This is a genomic window from Paenibacillus sp. URB8-2 (genome assembly GCF_013393385.1).
Lineage (GTDB): Bacteria > Bacillota > Bacilli > Paenibacillales > Paenibacillaceae > Paenibacillus_AQ.
The window spans coordinates 1,239,089-1,256,596 of the sequence record NZ_AP023239.1 but is presented as its reverse complement, the minus strand read 5'-3'; the positions used below and the strand labels follow the sequence as shown (position 1 = coordinate 1,256,596).

Sequence of the window (17,508 nt, the reverse complement as noted above, 5' to 3'; positions counted from 1 at the left end):
CCCTGCGCCCCGCTTAAACGACCTGCTTCTCGGCCGGACTCTGCGGGCTCTCCGCTCTGTCAAGGAGAGCGGCCTGCGCCGCCGCTATGCGGGCGAACGGAATCCGGTACGGGGAGCAGCTGACATATTCAAGCCCCGTGCGGTGGCAGAACGAGATCGATTCCCGGTCGCCGCCATGCTCGCCGCATATTCCCGTCTTCAGGAACGACTTCACCGCCTTGCCCCGAGTAACGGCCCACTCTATCAATTGGCCGACGCCGTCCTGATCCAGCACCTGGAACGGATTGTCCTTGAGGATATTCCCGTCCAGATAGGAATTCAGGAATTTCCCTTCCGCATCGTCGCGGCTGTATCCGAAAGTCATCTGAGTCAAATCGTTCGTGCCGAAGGAGAAAAAATCAGCATGCTGCGCAATGGTATCCGCCAGCAGCGCGGCTCTGGGCACTTCAATCATCGTCCCCACCCGGTAGATGAGCCCTCTAAACTCCTCGCTGAGCACCTGGCCGGCGATTTCGTCGACCAGCGCTCTCATGCGTTTAAGCTCATCCGGATGCCCGACAAGCGGAATCATAATTTCCGGGCGCACATCCACTCCCCGGCGTTGGGCCGATTGAGCGGCCTTAAAGATCGCCTCGATCTGCATTTCGTAAATTTCCGGAAACAAAATGCCCAGTCTGACCCCTCTGAGGCCGAGCATCGGATTGACCTCCCGCAGTTCATTCACTTTGGAGATCATTTGCTTCAGCTTCCGGACTTCTTCTCCGTTCTCCCCGGTCTCCTCAAGCTTGCGGCACTGCTCCCGAAGCTGATCCGGGTTCGGCAAAAACTCATGCAGCGGCGGGTCCAGCAGCCGGACCGTCACCGGCAGGCCGTCCATCGCCAGGAACATGTCTTCAAAATCGGCCTGCTGCATCGGCAGCAGCCGGTCCAGATAGAGCATCCGTTCCTCTCTGCCGCCTGCGAGAATCATCGACTGGACGATGGGAAGGCGGCTGCCCGAGAAAAACATATGCTCCGTCCGGCACAGCCCGATCCCCTCCGCGCCGAATTCCCGCGCCTTCCGGGCGTCATGCGGCGTATCTGCGTTCGCATAGATGCGAAGCTTGCGGATCTCGTCCGCATAGTCCAGCAGCGTGAGCAGCTCCGGCGTTATTTCCGGATCGCTGAGCGACAGCCCTCCCCGGAACACCTCTCCGCCGGAAGCGTCCAGCGAAATTTCTTCGCCTTCCGCCAGTGTAAGCTCTCCAATGCGTACGCTGCGGTCCGCATGGTCGATGCTCAGCGCCTCGCATCCGCAAATGCACGGCTTGCCCATGCCTCTCGCCACGACCGCGGCATGGCTGGTCATGCCGCCCCGGCTCGTCAGCACGCCTTCCGCCGCCAAAATGCCGTGAATATCGTCCGGCGAGGTCTCCGTACTGACCAGCACAACCTTGCGGCCGTCCTTGGCCCACCGCTCGGCGGTATCGGCATCCAGCGCAATCAAGCCGACGGCCGCTCCCGGGGAGGCCGGCAGACCTTTGGCAATCGGCGCAAGCTCCGGCGGGATGGCGATGGAGCGGTGCAGCAGTTGATCCAGATGTCCCGGCTCGATTCGGCTGACGGCTTCCTCCTTGGAGAGGATACCCTCCTTCGTTAAATCCACGGCGATCTTGACGGAGGCCTGGGCCGTCCGTTTGCCGCTCCGGGTCTGCAGAAGGTACAGGATGCCGTTCTCGACGGTGAACTCGATATCCTGCATATCCCGGTAGTGAATTTCCAGAAGCCCGGCGGCAGCCGAGAGCTGTTCATAGACGAGAGGCAGTTCCTCGCGCAGCTCGCTGACAGGCCTCGGCGTGCGCACTCCGGCTACCACGTCTTCGCCTTGGGCGTCCGCCAAATATTCACCGTACAGTTCCCGCTCTCCCGTAGAGGGATTGCGGGTAAACAACACGCCGGTTCCGCTCCCGGAACCGAGATTGCCGAATACCATCGCCTGGATATTGACCGCCGTTCCCTGCTCATCCGGAATCCCGTACGCTTTCCGGTATACCTTGGCTCTCATGTTGTTCCAGCTGCGGAATACGGCTTCCACCGCCAGCTTCAATTGAACGCGCACATCCTGCGGAAACGGCTGCCCGGTCCGGTCCTCCACAATCCATTTGTATTTGGCGATAAGCTCCTTCCACTCGCCGGCGCTGATCTCCTGATCGCAGGATCGCCCATTTTCCTTTCTGGATTGTTCTATCAGCCGTTCAAAATAAATCGAGTGAATGCCCAGCACAACGTCTCCGAACATCTGGATAAATCTCCGGTAGCAATCATAGGCGAATCTTTCGTTGCCTGTCTGCTCCGCAAGACCCTTGACCGTATCGTCATTGAGGCCAAGGTTCAGAATCGTGTCCATCATGCCCGGCATGGATGTTACCGACCCTGAACGCACGGAGACGAGCAGCGGCCGGTTTAAGCCTCCGAATTCCGCGGATTTGCCCGCCTCCAGACCGCGCAGCGCGTGATGAATCTCCTGCATCAGCCCTTCGGGCATCTTTCCTCCGGCAGCGTAATAAGCCTGACAAGCTTCCGTGGTTACCGTAAATCCCGGGGGAATCGGAAGGCCGAGAGCCGTCATTTCCGCCAGATTCGCTCCTTTTCCTCCCAGCAGATTCTTCATCTCCGCATTTCCTTCTTCAAACCGATACACGCGTTTCAGCATTTGAACAATCCCTCCGTAAATGAAGTATGGTACAAAACTGCCCGCCAGACTGAGAATAGGAGTAACGCTTAATTAAGGTTGTAGCATGAATACCGGTTTTTGGCAATATATATGACGTACTATTTATCTGTTTAATTTATATATGTCGCATTTATTCAACCCCATTCAAACAAAAACAGGCATCCAAGAGAGAACTTCTCTTGAATGCCTGCCGTATGCGGTTCATGTATGACCGACTTAAAGACCCCGCGCGATTTCCGCAAGCTTTCTCATCCCTTCGCGCAGGACATCTTCGGCGGCGAATGAGTAGCTGAGGCGAATCCATGACTTCATTTCTCCGTGCGGATCGCAGATTTCACCGGGCACGAACGAGATTGACTGCTCCTTGCTTTTGCGGAACAGCATTTCGGGCGGAATATGCTCCGGCAGCTTCACCCACAGGTTCAGCCCTCCCTCCGGAGGTGTCCAGACGCATCCAGTTCCCGCGAGCTCCCGTTCCGCGATTTCCTTATGCACCTGCAGCGCGATGCGGAGCTTGGCCAGATGCCCTTGAAGCCGAGGCGAGGTAAAGTAGTGCAGAAAAATCTTCTGGTTCAGCAGCGGAGTCCCGTTATCCGCCATAAACTTCGCCGCGATCAGCTTCTCCATAAGAGGAAACCGGCAGATTACGGCGCAAATGCGCAGGCCCGGCGCCACATATTTGCTGAAGCTGCCAAGATACACGACCCAGCCCTCCGTGTCATAGGAAAAGATCGGCGGCGGCGGTTCGGCGGCGAAATACATATCGCGAAAAGGATCGTCCTCGACGATCAGGCAGCGGTAACGCTCGGCCAGCTCGACAAGCCGCTTGCGCTGCCATACCGGAACCGTAAATCCGGTCGGATTATGATGCGTGGGATTGATATAGAACAGCCGGGGCCGGTACTGCTCCATCAACCGCCGGATTTCGTCCATATCATAACCGCTTGGCGTAATGTCGACGGAGAGCAGACGCGCGCCCCTCTGGCGAAAAATATCCAGCGCCACGCCGTAGGTCGGCCGCTCCACGAGCACGCAGTCCATCGGCGTAAGCATGATGCTTGCGATCAGATTAATCGCCTGCTGTGCGCCCGATGTAATCAGCAGTTCACCCGGTTCAGCCTGAAGCAGCCGGCTCACGCGGAAATGTCCGCTTAAGAACTCGCGCAGCTCATCGTCGCCCTCCACACCGGAGTAAGTGCCCATCACTTTCGGGTACCGGTCGAACACCTCTTTGACATAATCGGACAAATACAGATTCGGCAGCAGATTGGGATCGATCAGCGCCTGGGAGAACTGGTATTTGACCGGCATGCGCTGAATATCCGAGAGAGCCGGCATAGGGCTCGGACAGTCGTATCCCGGCACCGCTTTCGCGCTCCCCTCAGTAGACGGCGCGCCTCCGGGCACAGCCGCGGGAGCCACATAATAGCCGGACTTGTCCTTCACGTACACCCGGCCGTCCTCTTTCAGCCGGCAGTAGGCTTTAAACACGGTCAAGCGGTGAATCCTCAGCTCCTCAGCCAGCAGCCGGACCGACGGGAGCTTGTCATGCGCCCGCCACTCGCCGCGGTCGATCCGGACGGTCAAATATTCATATACCTGCCGGAACAGCGGATGCCGCCCGTTGCCGGATAACTCGTTCATTGCCAAGCCTCTTTTCCACATTCATTGTTATCATCCATTGTACCTCATTTTGCGGTCATCTGTTCTGCCCTATTTCATCTGTTCTATTCCAAGGCGGATATGATGGACAAAAAGAAAATGCGCATAAGCAAAGGAGCAATGAACATGATTATTTTGGCTTACAGCCTCGTATGTCTGATCTTCGGCACCACCTTTTTGGCGATTAAAATCGGCGTTGACGCCGGATCCCCTCCCTTTTTCTCCGCCGGACTGCGGTTTTTTGCCGCGGGAACGGCTCTGCTGCTGTGGATGTGCTGGAAACGCAAAGCTTCCTTCTCCCTGCTGCTTCGCAAAGAGACGGCGCTCACCGGACTTGGGCTGACCTTCGGCACATTCGCCGCGCTGTATTGGGCAGAGCAATATGTATCCTCGGGTCTTGCCGCTGTCCTCTCCGCCACCGGGCCGATGATGATTCTGCTGCTTCAGACGTTCCTGCTTCGTCAAAAGGCCTCTTCCCTGTCTCTGGCCGGCTGTCTCGTCGGCTTTACGGGCGTGCTGCTGCTTGTCCTGCCCAGTCTGTCGCTCGATGTTTCTCCGCTCTGGTTTGCCGGCTGCGCCGTCGTTCTGATCGGGGAATGCGCCTACGCTTCGGGTACGCTGTATACCCGGACCGTAACCGCCCGCCTACCGGACGTTCATCCCATCGCGCTGAATGCGGCGCAAATGATCTATGGCGGCGCGGCAATGCTGCTTCTCTCCCTGTTCACGGAGCGTCCGAGCGCTGGCTTCCTGCTCTCCTGGCCGGCTGCCGGTTCCTTTCTCTATCTCACCGTCGTCGGTTCGATGGTCGGCCACAGCCTGTACTACTGGCTCATTGCTAAGACGGACCCTGTCTTCCCGTCCACCTGGCTCTACGTCTCGCCGCCGATCGCGGTTGGTGTGGGAATCCTTTTTTACGGCGAGACGGTTTCATGGATAACGCTGGCGGGTGTAATAACGATTATCGGCGGAACCATGCTTGTCAACGCGGGAGCCTTAAAGCAGCTGCTCGCCAAGTTGATTGCCAGTCCTTCTATAAAGAGACGTTTTGCCAGGAGTGCCGTTATAGGGCAAGGTTTCCGTATGCACCAAAAGGTTAACAATGAGGATTAATTACCGTTGTATTGCTCATTTTTCAAAAAAATCGGAAATAGTACGTACTAATAGTTGCATTATTGATTAATATTGCGTATTATATAAGCAACGAAAGGGATTATCCTTCCAAGCATGACGCATTAAGGGAAGGGGGAGTCAAATACGGCGGCCCTTTTCTAACGGAGGATCGCTTTGTTGCATCAGGAAAGTGGAGGGATTTGCAATCGAACTTACGTCCCGGCAACTACAAATTATCGACATTGTAAAAAAGAACGCTCCAATCACTGGCGAAATGATTGCCGAAGCCCTGCGGCTCAGCCGCCCGACCATCCGAGCGGACCTCTCGCTTCTGGTCATGCTCGACTATATCGACGCCAAGCCGAAGGTCGGATATTTCCCGGGCGGGAAATCCTCCCGAGGCCTTGGCAGCGGCTATCTGCTTCAGGAAACGAAGGTCAAGGATATTCAAAGCGTGCCCATTATTATCCGGGAGACGACGACGATTCACGATGCGGTCGTTACGCTGTTCCTCCAGGATGTCGGCACACTCATCATTTGCGACGGGGACGGCAAGCTGACCGGGGTCGCCTCGCGCAAAGATTTCTTGAAAGTCACCCTTGGCAATCCCGGCGCCGCATCCATGCCAGTCAGCATGGTGATGACGCGCCAGCCCAAAGTGATTACGATTGGGCCTGACGACCCGGTGCTTGACGCCGCGCATAAAATGATTTTTCACGAGGTAGACAGTTTGCCGGTGGTTGTCCCCTGCGAAGGAGAAGGAGCCGTCGGAAAGCTGGACGTGGTAGGGCGGCTGACCAAAACTTCCATCGTAAAACTTCTCCTCGATACCGAAGCCAATGGATAACGGGAGGAATCGAGAGAGCATGGATGAGCCTTCACATTTCATTACGATATGCTCGGATTCTTTAGGGGATACGGCGGAAGCAGTCGTTCAGGCCGTCTTACACCAATTCGAGAATCAGCGTGTCACGATCAAACGGTACGGCAATGTAAGACATGAGGACGAGCTGCGCAAAGTGATGGAGGAAGCCGCCAGACATAACGGCTTTGTCGCTTATACGCTGGTGCAGCCGGAGCTGCGGGAGACGATCCGCGAGGAAGCAGTCCGGCTGGATCTGCGCACCGTGGACATCATGGGGCCGATGATGCAGGCGTTCATCGATACGTTCGACGATGCGCCCCGGCAAAGACCCGGCCTGCTGCATCAGCTGGACGAGAATTATTTCCGGCGGATCGAGGCGATCGAATTTACCGTTGCCTCCGACGACGGACGCGATCTCGGAGCCATGCTGAAAGCGGACATCGTGCTGTTGGGCATGTCGCGTACCTCGAAGACGCCGCTCAGCATCTTTCTTGCCCACCGCGGCAAGAAGGTGGTCAATTATCCGATCGTGCCGGAGATCAGCCCGCCGGGCCAGCTGTTCAAGCTTCCGCCCCAGCGGATGATCGGACTCACGATGGAGCCGGAGCATATGCTTAAGATCCGGTCGGAGCGTCTTAAGGTGCTGGGGCTGCCTGTCGATTCCCAGTATGCAAGCCTGGAACGCATCAAGGAAGAGATCGAATACGGCGAAGCTCTGTTCAAGCGGCTGGGCTGCCCCGTAATTGACATTACAGACAAGGCGATTGAAGAAACAGCCGGACTTATTATGGGCTACATCTAAAAGTTACCCCACAAAGTGAAGTTATGGCTCTGACGATAATTCCGAATACTTTGCGGGGACCCCAAGGGATCATAACCCCACAAAGTGAAGTGGAAGCTGCGATGGAAATTCCGAGTACTTTGCGGGGACCCCTAGGGATTCATGATCAACAAAGTGAAGTTATGGCTCTGACGATAATTCCGATATACAGAAATTCAAATATTGGACTGGAGGGAATTAACTATGGAACGCGAATTGGCTCTTGAGATTGTACGGGTGACGGAACTGGGTGCTTTGGCTTCGGCAAGCTGGATTGGCCGGGGAGATAAGGATGCCGCCGATGATGCGGCGACAACGGCCATTCGCTCCATGTTCGATTCCGTCTCCATCGACGGGACCGTCGTAATCGGCGAAGGCGAAATGGACGACGCCCCCATGCTGTATATCGGCGAGAAAGTAGGCAACAAACGCGGCCCGCTTGTCGATGTGGCTGTCGATCCGCTGGAAGGAACGGAGGTCGTTGCCGCCGGGCTGCAAAACGCCCAATCGGTCATCGCCATTGCTGACAAAGGCAGCCTGCTGCATGCGCCGGACATCTACATGCAGAAGCTGGCCTGCGGTCCCGAACTGGCCGGCAAGCTCAGCCTTGAGGACCCGGTTGAAATTACCCTGACCAAAGCCTCCCATCATCTTGGCAAATCTCTGTCCGAGATGACCGTTATGGTACTGGACCGTGACCGGCACAAGGAGCTGATTAACACCCTCCGTCAGGCGGGAGTACGCATCCAGCTGCTCAGCCACGGCGATGTGGCCGGAGCGATCGCGGCCGCTCTGCCGGACAGCGACGTGGACTTGTACCTCGGGTCCGGCGGCGCTCCGGAAGGCGTGCTTGCCGCAGCCGCGCTGAAATGCCTTGGCGGCGAAATGCAGGGCCAACTGTTGCCGCAAGGCCCGTTCGAGCTCCAGCGCTGCATGCGGATGGGCATCGCCAATCCGACGCGCGTGCTGTACATGGACGATATGGTCGGCACGGGCGACGTCATTTTTGCCGCCACCGGGGTAACTTCCGGCGAATTTCTGAACGGCGTCCGCTTCATCGGGAAAGAACGCGCCGAGACGCATTCCGTCATCATGCGGGCGCAAAGCCGGACGATCCGCTACATCCGAAGCATCCACTTCCTTCCGGGCAAGGAAATTCCGCAAGTTTCGCCGGGAAGAAAAGTCGCTTCTTTATAACCGCTTTTCCGCATCCAACAAGACCCTGCCCGTCGGCATGAGGGGCAAGGTCTTGTTGGATTTTTTTGCGCGCATCAATCCCTTCATCAAGCTTCATGCCCGCACCACAGTCAAAGGACGGAAATCCCATGCATGGCTACACGTTTAAATCGTATTTGTAGCATACGGCGGATTCGACCTGCTTGAACCCCTCCTGAAGATACAGGGCCTTCGCCCGTTCATTTTCCGCATTGACGCACAGAATCGCTTTCGGGTAGCCTTTTTCCTTGGCAAACTGCAAGGCGGCTCTCAGCAGAATTCGGCCCAATCCTCTTCCCTGGTACTCCGGCAGAAGAGTTAGCGGACCGATATTCATAATCGGCGAGCCCTCATACTCGTCCGCGCTTCCCCTGACGATACCCGCCGGATTTTCTCCGTCATAAAGAATCATCATTCCGCCCTCAAGGCTATCCTCCTCCTCTGCCATCTTCAGCACCATTTCCGGTGTAACGGGGGTCTCGCTGCCCTGAAGTCCGTCGAATCCCGCATTTCGGACTCCGCTCCAAATTTCCGCATCGCTCTCCGACCGAAAAGGACGAATATCATAGCCTTCCGGCAGACGGATTTCCTTCGTCTCCAGACAGCGGCTTACAAGCAGACAGGAGTACCGCTCCACCGTAAAATCCAGAGGCGGGATTCTCCGCATCCGGCTGAAAAGCGCTTAAATCTTCGTCGTACAGAAAAGAATCATCGATTTCTCCTTCAAGAAGTCGCCAGCCGCAGCAAAGAGCGGCCTCCGAGCCCTTTCGGGCTTGAGGCCGCTCTTTGCTGTTAAAGCTTATTTCCACTCTTATTATTCATGCGTCAATTTAACGCTTGTTGAACATGGATTCGTCTTCTTCCATCCGGCTCTTCACATCGGCGGTTTTGTCGCCGGTTACCTTCGCTTCGCCCGTCTTATCCACCCGGGCTTCCTCCCGGCGGACCGTGTCCCGAACCCGCTCGGTTCCTTGAACTTCCCGCTTGCCGATCCCTACTTCGCCGGTGACAACCGTGTTCTTGTTCACTTCCACACGCTCTTCGCTGACCGGGATGCGGATCGTTTCATCCTTGCCGATCGGTTCGGTTGTCGAGCCGTCATGCACGGCGCGCCGTTCAATCACGACTTCCTCATGCGTTACCGGCACATTGATTGTTTTTTGCTCCTCGACGACTTCTTTATGAATCGAAACTTCGCCGGTCTGCACCTTATCCTTGGAGACATTGAGCTGCTCTTCGTGCAGACGCAGCTTGCGGTCCTCGTCCATATCGGCCGAAGTCGCGCTCACCGGATTCGAATTAATCGTATCCAGTCCGGTATCATGCTTGCCTTCCAGGCCAGAACCATTGAATACAGCATCCACCGAATCCCCGACCGATCTGTCGGCTCTATCGTCCGTCGGATCAACGGCTGACGGATCATCGCTCATTGAGGCGTCAGTCACCGTTTCGCCGGGCAGCGTATCATTCGCCCCATAATAGTGACTGTTCTGCGAATTGTGCGCCCGGAACGTTTCATACACATCACTTACCTGCGATGTGTCCGCATCGACCATGACCAAAATACGGCCTTCATCGACATAACGGTCATACGTTTCCGCTTCGTCTTCCGGTATGCCGAGGCCGATCAGGCCTCCGACAAGACCTCCGGTCCCGGCGCCCACCGCCGCTCCGGCCAATGTCGCCGCAATAGGACCGGCCGCAATGATCGGCCCAATACCCGGGATCGCCAGCGCTCCGATGCCGGCAAGCAGTCCGGTTACTCCGCCGAGCAGGCCGCCCGTCGCCGCTCCGGAAGCCATTCCTTCAGGAGCCTTCGTCCCCGTCTCGTCACTGATTGCATTCATATCGTCTTTATTTCTCGCAATAACGGAGATATCCTCTGTCCGAAAACCATGACTCTTTAAATCGCCGATCGCCTGAGAAGCCTCGTGCTCGTTCGTAAAGACGCCCACAATCCTCTTATTCATATCGATTACCTCCTAATTTAATTTAAAAATTTAGGTTCTGTGTTCATTGCATACTTAACCAATTCAATCCGGCATAAACTGAGAATTGCAGTTCCGGACAGTGAATCCTCAGATAAAAATCTCAAACAGGAAATACACGGTGATTCCAATAAAAAATTGTCACAAAATCTACTGTGAGTCATAGTTATGTCGCTATATCTAACGCAATGAGTTATGTAATTTTCGATTTATTAAATCTTTCGGAACACTCTTCTCTTTTCCCTTACAAACACAAGCAAAAGGACTATACTTCATGCTAAAGATGTAAATAAAAGCAACGCAAACCCAAGGAGGAAAACACAAACCATGAACATGCGGCTCAAGGTTCTAAAGAAGCATTTGCTGTTTTGCTGCAGCGAGCACTGCAACAATCAGGATGTGGAAGACGTTATGCAGGCTTTCAAGGAAGAGCTTGTCGAGCAGGGAATCAACAAGACGGTTAAGATCAACAAGACCAGCTGTCTTGGCCTTTGCGGCAACGGCCCGTTTCTCATTGTCTATCCGGACGGAGTATGGTACTACAATGTGACCACTGATGATGTATCGCGTATCGTTAAGGAGCACCTGATCGATGGCAATCCTGTGGATGAACTGGTCATGCTGAAAATGGAAGCTTAAGCTTTCCGTTCCCGAATACAAGATTAGGTCTCATAAATCGTTCGCCGGCTCCTTTTGGAAAGCCGGTTTTATTTTTGCGTTTACAGACCTGCGGCGACTCTTGAAGTATAATGAAAAAGCGCTTGGCGCTATACTTCAACCTTTAGAAAGGGGTCTGAAGAACATGGCCATTTTTCATTACAACGCGGAACAGCCCTTCAGGGACTCCCCGGATCTTCATCTGATGTTCTGGGGCCGCGAGCAATGCGCTCCCGGACATTCCTTCGGTCCCGGTGTCAGGGATTACTACAAAATTCACTTTGTCCATAAAGGGGCCGGAAAGGTCTTTGCGGGCGGGCATTCCTATACATTGACCGCGAGGCAGGCTTTTTTAACCTATCCCCAGGTCGTGTCTGCCTACACCGCGGATGAGAGCGATCCGTGGAACTACTCCTGGATCGCTTTTTCGGGAGAGCGAGCGAAGCATCTCCTGTCCAGAACAACTCTATCGCCGGAAAACCCCGTATTTCCTATGGTTGGCGAGATGATGAACGGGGTTTATGACCGGTTAACGGAGGCGGCCCAAACTACCGGCGCTCTCGATCTGGAGTTAACGGCGGTTCTGTACGAGTTTTTGGCGGCGCTTCTCCGCACCGTTCCTGCAGCGGCCGCTGCTACCGTCCTACACGGACGCAAGAACCAGCATGTAGAGAAGTGCCTGCATTACCTGCAGTCTCACTACTGCGAGAATATCACAATGGAAATGATGTCCGAGATGCTGCAGCTTGACCGCAAGTACGTGTCCGCGCTCTTTAAGCAGGTTGTGGGCATGCCCCCGCGCCAATATTTGCTCGGTTTCCGCATGGCCAAAGCTTGCGAGCTGCTCACTCGAACCGACTGCACCATCGGAGAAATCGCCCGTTCCATCGGTTATGAGGACGCTCTCCTGTTCTCGCGGATGTTCAAGAAAGTCCAGGGCTGCTCTCCCAAGAGTTACCGGGAAAGGCATGTAAATCTGACATTATGACATAAATTCCTCCCTTGCTGACATTCGTTCGCCTCTTCATTTCCGCTACAATGAAAGCGCAGCAATAACCGCTCGCCCGCTAGGGGCGGACGCCATTTCATTGCAGGAGGACAGATAATATGTACACCGCACAAACGGAAAGATACGAGAGCATGACTTATAACCGCTGCGGACGCAGCGGCCTGCGCCTGCCGGCGATTTCGCTCGGCCTTTGGCACAACTTCGGCGGGATCAACGTGCTGGAGAACGGCAGAGCCATGATCCGCAGAGCATTCGATCTGGGAATTACGCATTTCGACCTGGCCAATAATTACGGGCCGCCCCCAGGCTCCGCCGAGGAGAATTTCGGAACCATTTTGAAAAAGGATTTCCTTCCTTACCGGGATGAGATGATCATTTCCAGCAAAGCCGGTTTTTATATGTGGCCGGGACCGTACGGAGAATGGGGCTCGAAGAAATACATCGTCTCAAGTCTCGATCAAAGCCTGAAACGGATGGGCCTGGATTATGTTGATATTTTCTATCATCACCGTCCCGATCCCGATACGCCGCTTGAAGAAACGATGGCCGCACTGGACCTGATCGTTCGTCAAGGCAAGGCGCTCTACGTCGGCATTTCCAATTACCGCGCCGAAGAAGCCCGGGAAGCGATACGCATTCTGCGGCGGCTCGGTACCCCTTGTCTGATTCACCAGCCGAATTACTCCATGCTGTCACGCTGGATTGAGGATGGACTTCAGGATGTGCTCGAAGAAGAAGGCGTGGGCACGATCGCTTTCTCGCCGCTTCAGAAGGGTATCCTGACCGACCGTTACCTGAACGGCATCGCTCCGGATTCCCGTGCGGCTGGACCGAGTGTGTTCCTGTCCGAGAAGGAACTCACGGAAGAGCTGATCGGCAAGGTCCGCCGTCTGAACGAAGTAGCTGCGGCGCGCGGGCAGAAAATGTCCCAGCTCGCCTTGTCCTGGGTTCTGCGCGGCGGCAAGGTGACCTCGGCGCTGATCGGTGCAAGCAAGGTCAGCCAGATCGAGGACGCCGTCGGCGCCCTGGCGGCGCCTGATCTAAGCGCGGAAGAACTGGCGAAGATTGAGGACATACTGCGAGGATAGTTTGGCGCTATTAGCCGGAACGGCAGAACGACCATATACCTGCGGCAGCCTTCGGGCGGCGGCAGGTATATGGCCGTATGATTATTTTTCACCAATCATGAAAAATCGCTGTATTTGTTGATTCTCTGTAGAAAAAGGCTGCCCCTCGTAATCGACAAATCGTATATTTGTAAACCCGGCCGCCTCCAGGATTTGAATACTGGCATGGCTGTTTATATTTTTGGCCGCCAATCCCGTTTTATGGATCATCGTTTCATTGGGAACGTCAAATATGATTTCCTCATGTTCGGTAACACAGGTTGCTCTATTATATTTGTGCAGGACCAGGCGATAAACCCCATCTTTACAGGTCCAAGTCTGACAGTCATTATGCCGATCATCCGCATGATATTTGTAATAGTTGTCATTCCACATTTCATAGATGAATACGCCGCCGGATTTCAGCGCTTTGAAAATCCTGTTCGCCGACAGCCCGGTTAATTCAACCGGATCGGTCCAGATCGCAATATCATACTGATTATCAAAATCCAAATGATTGCAATCGCATACAAAATAATTGGCCTTCTCAAAAGCCTGGTTATAGCTTCGGGAGTATTCTATAAATGTTTCGGACAGATCTATCCCCGTAACCATATAACCCGATTTCAGCCAGACTTGATGATATCTCGAGATTCCGCAAGCGATATCCAGGATGGCCCTGGCGCCGGAAGGAAACAGCTTCTGCATTTTCTCAGCCATCATGGTTTGAGTTTCGAGATCATCAAATCCCCAATTGATATAGCTGATATCGTAATCCTTTTCACCATAACGATTGTATTTTTCCTCAATTATTTTCATCGAAATCTCCCTTCTGCTGTACAACATCCCAAAACCGGCTAAATCGACTTCACGACTCTTCTTCCCGCTTCCGGTATTCCCGCGGCGTGAGTCCCGTCGCTTTCTTGAAGACGCGGCTGAAATACTTCTCGTCTTCGTAACCGATCAGTTCAGAAATCCGCGACAGACGCATATCGGAATTTTGCAGCAGCTCCTTGGCCTTGTCGATCCGCAAATTCGTTAAATAATCGGACAGATTCTCGCCCGTAACCTGTTTGAACTTGCGCGAGACGTTCTCACGGCTGAGGAAGAAGCGGTCCGCGATATGCTGAAGTGTAATTTCCTGCTGGTAATTCTTGTCCAGGTAATCCCTGATTTCCCGCACAATCCGGCTGTCCGAGGAACGGGAAAGCTTGCTTTCACTGAACATTTTCAAAATATGCGCCTTCAGACCTTCTCTCCAGCGTTCAAAAGAGAAATTGCCGCCTTCATCCATTCCGGCCGGGAAGACCGGCTCAGCTATTGACGCTTCCTCACTGTCGGCCCATTCCTGCCTCCACTTGGTCAGCACATTCCGCAACCGCTCTTCCCAATCCCGCAGTCCGCTCACGGTCAGCACGCCCGTTCCGGCAATGGAATTAGCCCACTCTTCAAAACTCCGGATAAATTTATCGATATCGCCCGACAAAAGTGAAAGTCCAAGCTTCTCCAGAAGAGCCGCGGCCTTCGCCCCGCCTGTCCGTTCAGCTTCCGAGGAATCCTCGCGGTACTCATGTATACGTTTACCTAATAGCAAAAGGTTACGCTCCGCAAGGCTCTGTCTCGCCTGCGTGAAAGCGTCGCTGACCCCCTCCGGAAAGGGGAGAATCCGGCTCAGACCGACATCGAGCGGAATGCAGTATGCCTGTTTGACCGATTCATTAATCTCAAGCAGCCGGTCCGCGGCCTCTTCCACGCCGTCCCAGAACAGAACGACCACATCCGCGCCTTCATGCCAGTAGCGGAAGGCAAAGCCCTGCTTCCGCAAGCTGACCGTCTCATTGCAGACATTGGCCAGAACGAAAGATGTCAGCTGGATATCGCCGCGGAACTTTTTCAGCAGCAGGCCGCCCGAAGACTGGAGCGAAATAACGGCAATCCGGCAGCGCTTCGCGTTCCTCGGAAGCCCCAGTTCCTCAATCAGCGCTTCCTCCAGCTCCTGAAAGGAAACCGTGCCGCCCGCCAGCTCCGACAGCTTCTTGTCCCAATACAGCGGACGAAGGATGTTCAGTTGAATATTTTGGCGGAAGGTCCGCTCCCGCTCCTGCTTCTCCTCCTTCCATTTCTGAAAGGCGCGCTCGGCTGCGGATATCAGCTGCTTGCTGTTCAGCGGCTTAAGCAGATAGTCGATTCCCCCGTATACGATGGCAGGCTTCACATAGCTGAAATCCTGGTATCCGCTGATTACAATCGTCTTTGTATACGGTGAGTAGCGGTGCAGCCATTCCAGCAGCTCGGCGCCGTCCATGAGCGGCATGCGCATATCCGTAAACACGACCGCCGGCTGCTGTTCCAGAATGATCTCCATCGCTTCCTGGCCATTCGTGGCTTCGTATATATCGCGAACATCGTATTTTTCCCAAGGAACAAAGTAGCGGATGGCTTCCCGTACATGTTTTTCGTCATCTACAATCAGTACCTTCATTCCGTTCCCTTCTCCTTCCTGTTGCCTGTATTATCAAGAGGGATAATCAAGACGACTTCCGCTCCGCCTTCGCCGCCTTGCAGCAGAAGCTGTGATCTCTCACTGATCTGAAGCCGAAGTCTTGCGAGTACATTGCGGAGTCCGATTCCGCAGAACCCGCCGGGCTCCACCCGCTTAAGGCAGTTTCTCACTTCGTCCAGGCGTTCGCCCGCAATGCCCATGCCGTTATCCCGGACCGTGATGACCAGCCGACCTTCATCATCCAGCTTGGCGGCGATTGAAATTATGCCGTCCTTGATGCCGTCCCGGAAACCGTGCTTGAATATGTTCTCGACGAGCGGCTGCAGAATCATTTTGGGCACGATCACGGCGCGGGCGCTTTCCCCGATATCAACATCCATCCGCAAGTTCTCTTCCCCGAAGCGCTCCCTTTGCAGAATGACGTAATTCTCCACATGCTCGATCTCGTTCTGAAGCGTCACCTGGTTCCCGTCCGTCGTCATGGAATACCGCATCATGCTGCCCAGCGAATAAATGAGATCATAGATTTTGGGAGCGTTGTACCGCAGGGACAAGCTGGCGATGGACTGCAGCGCATTATACAGAAAATGCGGGTTGACCTGGGCCTGAAGAACCTTCAACTGATTGGTCTTATTGGCGATTTCCAGCCGGTATTCCTGCAGGATCAAATCGTTGATCGTCCGGGTCATATCGGTAATTTTACGGGCCAGCAGCCCGAACTCATCCTCGCTCACCGAATCGACGGAAGCGTCCAGCTGTCCGATCTGCACCTTCTGCGTATAGGAAATCAGCTTCTTGATCGGTCTTGTAAAGCCGATGGAGATCAATACGCCCGCGATGCCCGCTATAATCAGAAAAAGCACGCCGATTCCGGTATTGATGCGGCTAATGGTCCTTGCGTCGCTGTACAGAGTTTCATAGGGCACCAGTTTAATAATATCGCCTTTAAAGATTGCCGAGTCAATATGCCTATACATAACAATACCCTTAAATTCCTTATCTCTCCAGGAAAAATGTCCGCTCCCCCCTCCCTGAAACCGCTTTCTCCATTCATTGTCAATTGCCCCTCCGATCCAATCGCTGCCCGGAGCGTACAGAATCTTTCCCTGTTCATTGGCTATATAGAGAAGCTCGGTGTCGGAGTTGTACATGGATTTTGCAATTTTCTCCAGGTCCGACAGCCGGAAGTCGATCGACAAATCGGCGATCACCTCGTCGCTGGGCGTTTTGTATATCGGGAAATGGGCGCTGAATACCGGCGTCTCCCCGGGCTTGAAGTTCGGAAATCCCGATTTCATGTCGTAGGAATAATCCGGATGGGTCACTTCCACGAAAGGGCGGTTCGAGCCGTTCGGGTTGGAAAGCGGCAAATACAAGGTGTTGATCTCCCGGCGGAATTGCCCTTTCAACAGCATATTGGACTGTTTATTTGCTCTTATATATAGATGGATTTTAAAAATATTCCGGTCGGACAAAAAAAGATTGTACAACTGCGATAATACGACATTCCGGTTATCCGGTTGGACGGTTCCTTTGGGAAGCCCGTTCGGATCTTTGACCTCCAGGATGGAGGTATAGAATGAACTCTGTATATTAATTCCGCTGTATATGCTCAGCGCCCGCTGGTTGATCCCCTGGAAATAATTATCCAGATTAGCTGTTCCCAGCGTCAGCAGCTTGCGGTTCTGTCCCACGGACTGCTCGGTAACCGACTGCTTCGTATAAAGGTATGAGAACATGACCGAGACGCCGGCGGGAATAACGGCAGCCAGCAGCACAAGAGCCATCAGCCGATTGCGGATACTGTGTTTGAACAAGTGTCTATTCCTCCTTGGCTCTTCCGCCCTGCTTTCACAA

At 54.3% G+C, this 17,508-nt stretch carries 14 protein-coding genes; 7 read left to right on the top strand and 7 right to left on the bottom strand.

What is annotated here, in order from left to right:
* Nucleotides 1-13: 13 nt before the first annotated feature.
* Both ppdK and PUR_RS05840 read right to left on the bottom strand, forming a co-directional pair.
* Nucleotides 14-2,692, bottom strand: a complete 2,679-nt coding sequence (ppdK, locus tag PUR_RS05845; RefSeq protein WP_179034434.1) for a pyruvate, phosphate dikinase — start codon at nt 2,690-2,692, stop codon at nt 14-16.
* Nucleotides 2,693-2,929: 237 nt separating this feature from the next.
* Nucleotides 2,930-4,357 carry an aminotransferase-like domain-containing protein gene (locus PUR_RS05840; protein ID WP_179034433.1) on the bottom strand — a complete coding sequence of 476 codons (1,428 nt, stop codon included), beginning with the start codon at nt 4,355-4,357 and terminating at the stop codon, nt 2,930-2,932.
* Between the two features lie 144 nt (nt 4,358-4,501).
* Here PUR_RS05840 and PUR_RS05835 point away from each other — a divergent pair, with 144 nt between their 5' ends.
* The 4 genes from PUR_RS05835 to glpX all read left to right on the top strand — a co-directional run bounded on the left by PUR_RS05835 (nt 4,502) and on the right by glpX (nt 8,370).
* Nucleotides 4,502-5,488, top strand: coding sequence for a DMT family transporter (locus PUR_RS05835; RefSeq protein WP_179034432.1), 987 nt, complete (start codon nt 4,502-4,504; stop codon nt 5,486-5,488).
* A gap of 190 nt (nt 5,489-5,678) precedes the next feature.
* Nucleotides 5,679-6,335 (top strand): helix-turn-helix transcriptional regulator, encoded by a 657-nt coding sequence (locus PUR_RS05830; RefSeq protein ID WP_179034431.1) that lies wholly within the window; start codon nt 5,679-5,681, stop codon nt 6,333-6,335.
* A gap of 19 nt (nt 6,336-6,354) precedes the next feature.
* On the top strand, nt 6,355-7,155 hold the full coding sequence (locus PUR_RS05825; RefSeq protein ID WP_179034430.1) for a pyruvate, water dikinase regulatory protein: 801 nt from the start codon (nt 6,355-6,357) through the stop codon (nt 7,153-7,155).
* 222 nt (nt 7,156-7,377) lie between these two features.
* Nucleotides 7,378-8,370, top strand: coding sequence for a class II fructose-bisphosphatase (gene glpX, locus PUR_RS05820; RefSeq protein ID WP_179034429.1), 993 nt, complete (start codon nt 7,378-7,380; stop codon nt 8,368-8,370).
* A 136-nt stretch (nt 8,371-8,506) separates the two neighbouring features.
* Here the strand turns inward: glpX and PUR_RS05815 are convergent, their stop codons facing one another.
* Together PUR_RS05815 and PUR_RS26495 are read right to left on the bottom strand one after the other, a co-directional pair.
* Nucleotides 8,507-9,055, bottom strand: coding sequence for a GNAT family N-acetyltransferase (locus PUR_RS05815; RefSeq protein WP_179034428.1), 549 nt, complete (start codon nt 9,053-9,055; stop codon nt 8,507-8,509).
* 163 nt (nt 9,056-9,218) lie between these two features.
* Entirely contained in the window at nt 9,219-10,358 is a 1,140-nt protein-coding gene (locus PUR_RS26495) for a YsnF/AvaK domain-containing protein (RefSeq protein WP_179034427.1), read from the bottom strand.
* Nucleotides 10,359-10,703: 345 nt separating this feature from the next.
* Here PUR_RS26495 and PUR_RS05805 point away from each other — a divergent pair, with 345 nt between their 5' ends.
* The 3 genes from PUR_RS05805 to PUR_RS05795 all read left to right on the top strand — a co-directional run bounded on the left by PUR_RS05805 (nt 10,704) and on the right by PUR_RS05795 (nt 13,130).
* Nucleotides 10,704-11,015, top strand: coding sequence for a (2Fe-2S) ferredoxin domain-containing protein (locus PUR_RS05805; protein ID WP_179034426.1), 312 nt, complete (start codon nt 10,704-10,706; stop codon nt 11,013-11,015).
* 163 nt (nt 11,016-11,178) lie between these two features.
* Nucleotides 11,179-12,021 (top strand): AraC family transcriptional regulator, encoded by an 843-nt coding sequence (locus PUR_RS05800; RefSeq protein ID WP_179034425.1) that lies wholly within the window; start codon nt 11,179-11,181, stop codon nt 12,019-12,021.
* A 119-nt stretch (nt 12,022-12,140) separates the two neighbouring features.
* On the top strand, nt 12,141-13,130 hold the full coding sequence (locus PUR_RS05795; protein ID WP_179034424.1) for an aldo/keto reductase: 990 nt from the start codon (nt 12,141-12,143) through the stop codon (nt 13,128-13,130).
* Nucleotides 13,131-13,211: 81 nt separating this feature from the next.
* Here the strand turns inward: PUR_RS05795 and PUR_RS05790 are convergent, their stop codons facing one another.
* From PUR_RS05790 to PUR_RS05780, 3 genes are read right to left on the bottom strand one after another with little or no spacing between them, the layout of a single operon-like run.
* Nucleotides 13,212-13,967 (bottom strand): class I SAM-dependent methyltransferase, encoded by a 756-nt coding sequence (locus PUR_RS05790; RefSeq protein ID WP_179034423.1) that lies wholly within the window; start codon nt 13,965-13,967, stop codon nt 13,212-13,214.
* A 49-nt stretch (nt 13,968-14,016) separates the two neighbouring features.
* Nucleotides 14,017-15,630 (bottom strand): response regulator, encoded by a 1,614-nt coding sequence (locus tag PUR_RS05785; RefSeq protein ID WP_179034422.1) that lies wholly within the window; start codon nt 15,628-15,630, stop codon nt 14,017-14,019.
* Nucleotides 15,627-17,468 carry a sensor histidine kinase gene (locus tag PUR_RS05780; RefSeq protein ID WP_179034421.1) on the bottom strand — a complete coding sequence of 614 codons (1,842 nt, stop codon included), beginning with the start codon at nt 17,466-17,468 and terminating at the stop codon, nt 15,627-15,629. Before PUR_RS05780 ends, PUR_RS05785 begins: the two co-directional genes overlap by 4 nt.
* Between the last annotated feature and the right edge of the window lie 40 nt (nt 17,469-17,508).

What these genes read in the sequence shown, in the direction of transcription:
- ppdK (WP_179034434.1), bottom strand. Translation starts at nt 2,692, where the DNA reads ATGCTGAAACGCGTGTATCGGTTTGAAGAAGGAAATGCGGAGATGAAG.
- PUR_RS05840 (WP_179034433.1), bottom strand. Translation starts at nt 4,357, where the DNA reads ATGAACGAGTTATCCGGCAACGGGCGGCATCCGCTGTTCCGGCAGGTA.
- PUR_RS05835 (WP_179034432.1), top strand. Translation starts at nt 4,502, where the DNA reads ATGATTATTTTGGCTTACAGCCTCGTATGTCTGATCTTCGGCACCACC.
- PUR_RS05825 (WP_179034430.1), top strand. Translation starts at nt 6,355, where the DNA reads ATGGATGAGCCTTCACATTTCATTACGATATGCTCGGATTCTTTAGGG.
- glpX (WP_179034429.1), top strand. Translation starts at nt 7,378, where the DNA reads ATGGAACGCGAATTGGCTCTTGAGATTGTACGGGTGACGGAACTGGGT.
- PUR_RS05815 (WP_179034428.1), bottom strand. Translation starts at nt 9,055, where the DNA reads ATGCGGAGAATCCCGCCTCTGGATTTTACGGTGGAGCGGTACTCCTGT.
- PUR_RS26495 (WP_179034427.1), bottom strand. Translation starts at nt 10,358, where the DNA reads ATGAATAAGAGGATTGTGGGCGTCTTTACGAACGAGCACGAGGCTTCT.
- PUR_RS05805 (WP_179034426.1), top strand. Translation starts at nt 10,704, where the DNA reads ATGAACATGCGGCTCAAGGTTCTAAAGAAGCATTTGCTGTTTTGCTGC.
- PUR_RS05800 (WP_179034425.1), top strand. Translation starts at nt 11,179, where the DNA reads ATGGCCATTTTTCATTACAACGCGGAACAGCCCTTCAGGGACTCCCCG.
- PUR_RS05795 (WP_179034424.1), top strand. Translation starts at nt 12,141, where the DNA reads ATGTACACCGCACAAACGGAAAGATACGAGAGCATGACTTATAACCGC.
- PUR_RS05790 (WP_179034423.1), bottom strand. Translation starts at nt 13,967, where the DNA reads ATGAAAATAATTGAGGAAAAATACAATCGTTATGGTGAAAAGGATTAC.
- PUR_RS05785 (WP_179034422.1), bottom strand. Translation starts at nt 15,630, where the DNA reads ATGAAGGTACTGATTGTAGATGACGAAAAACATGTACGGGAAGCCATC.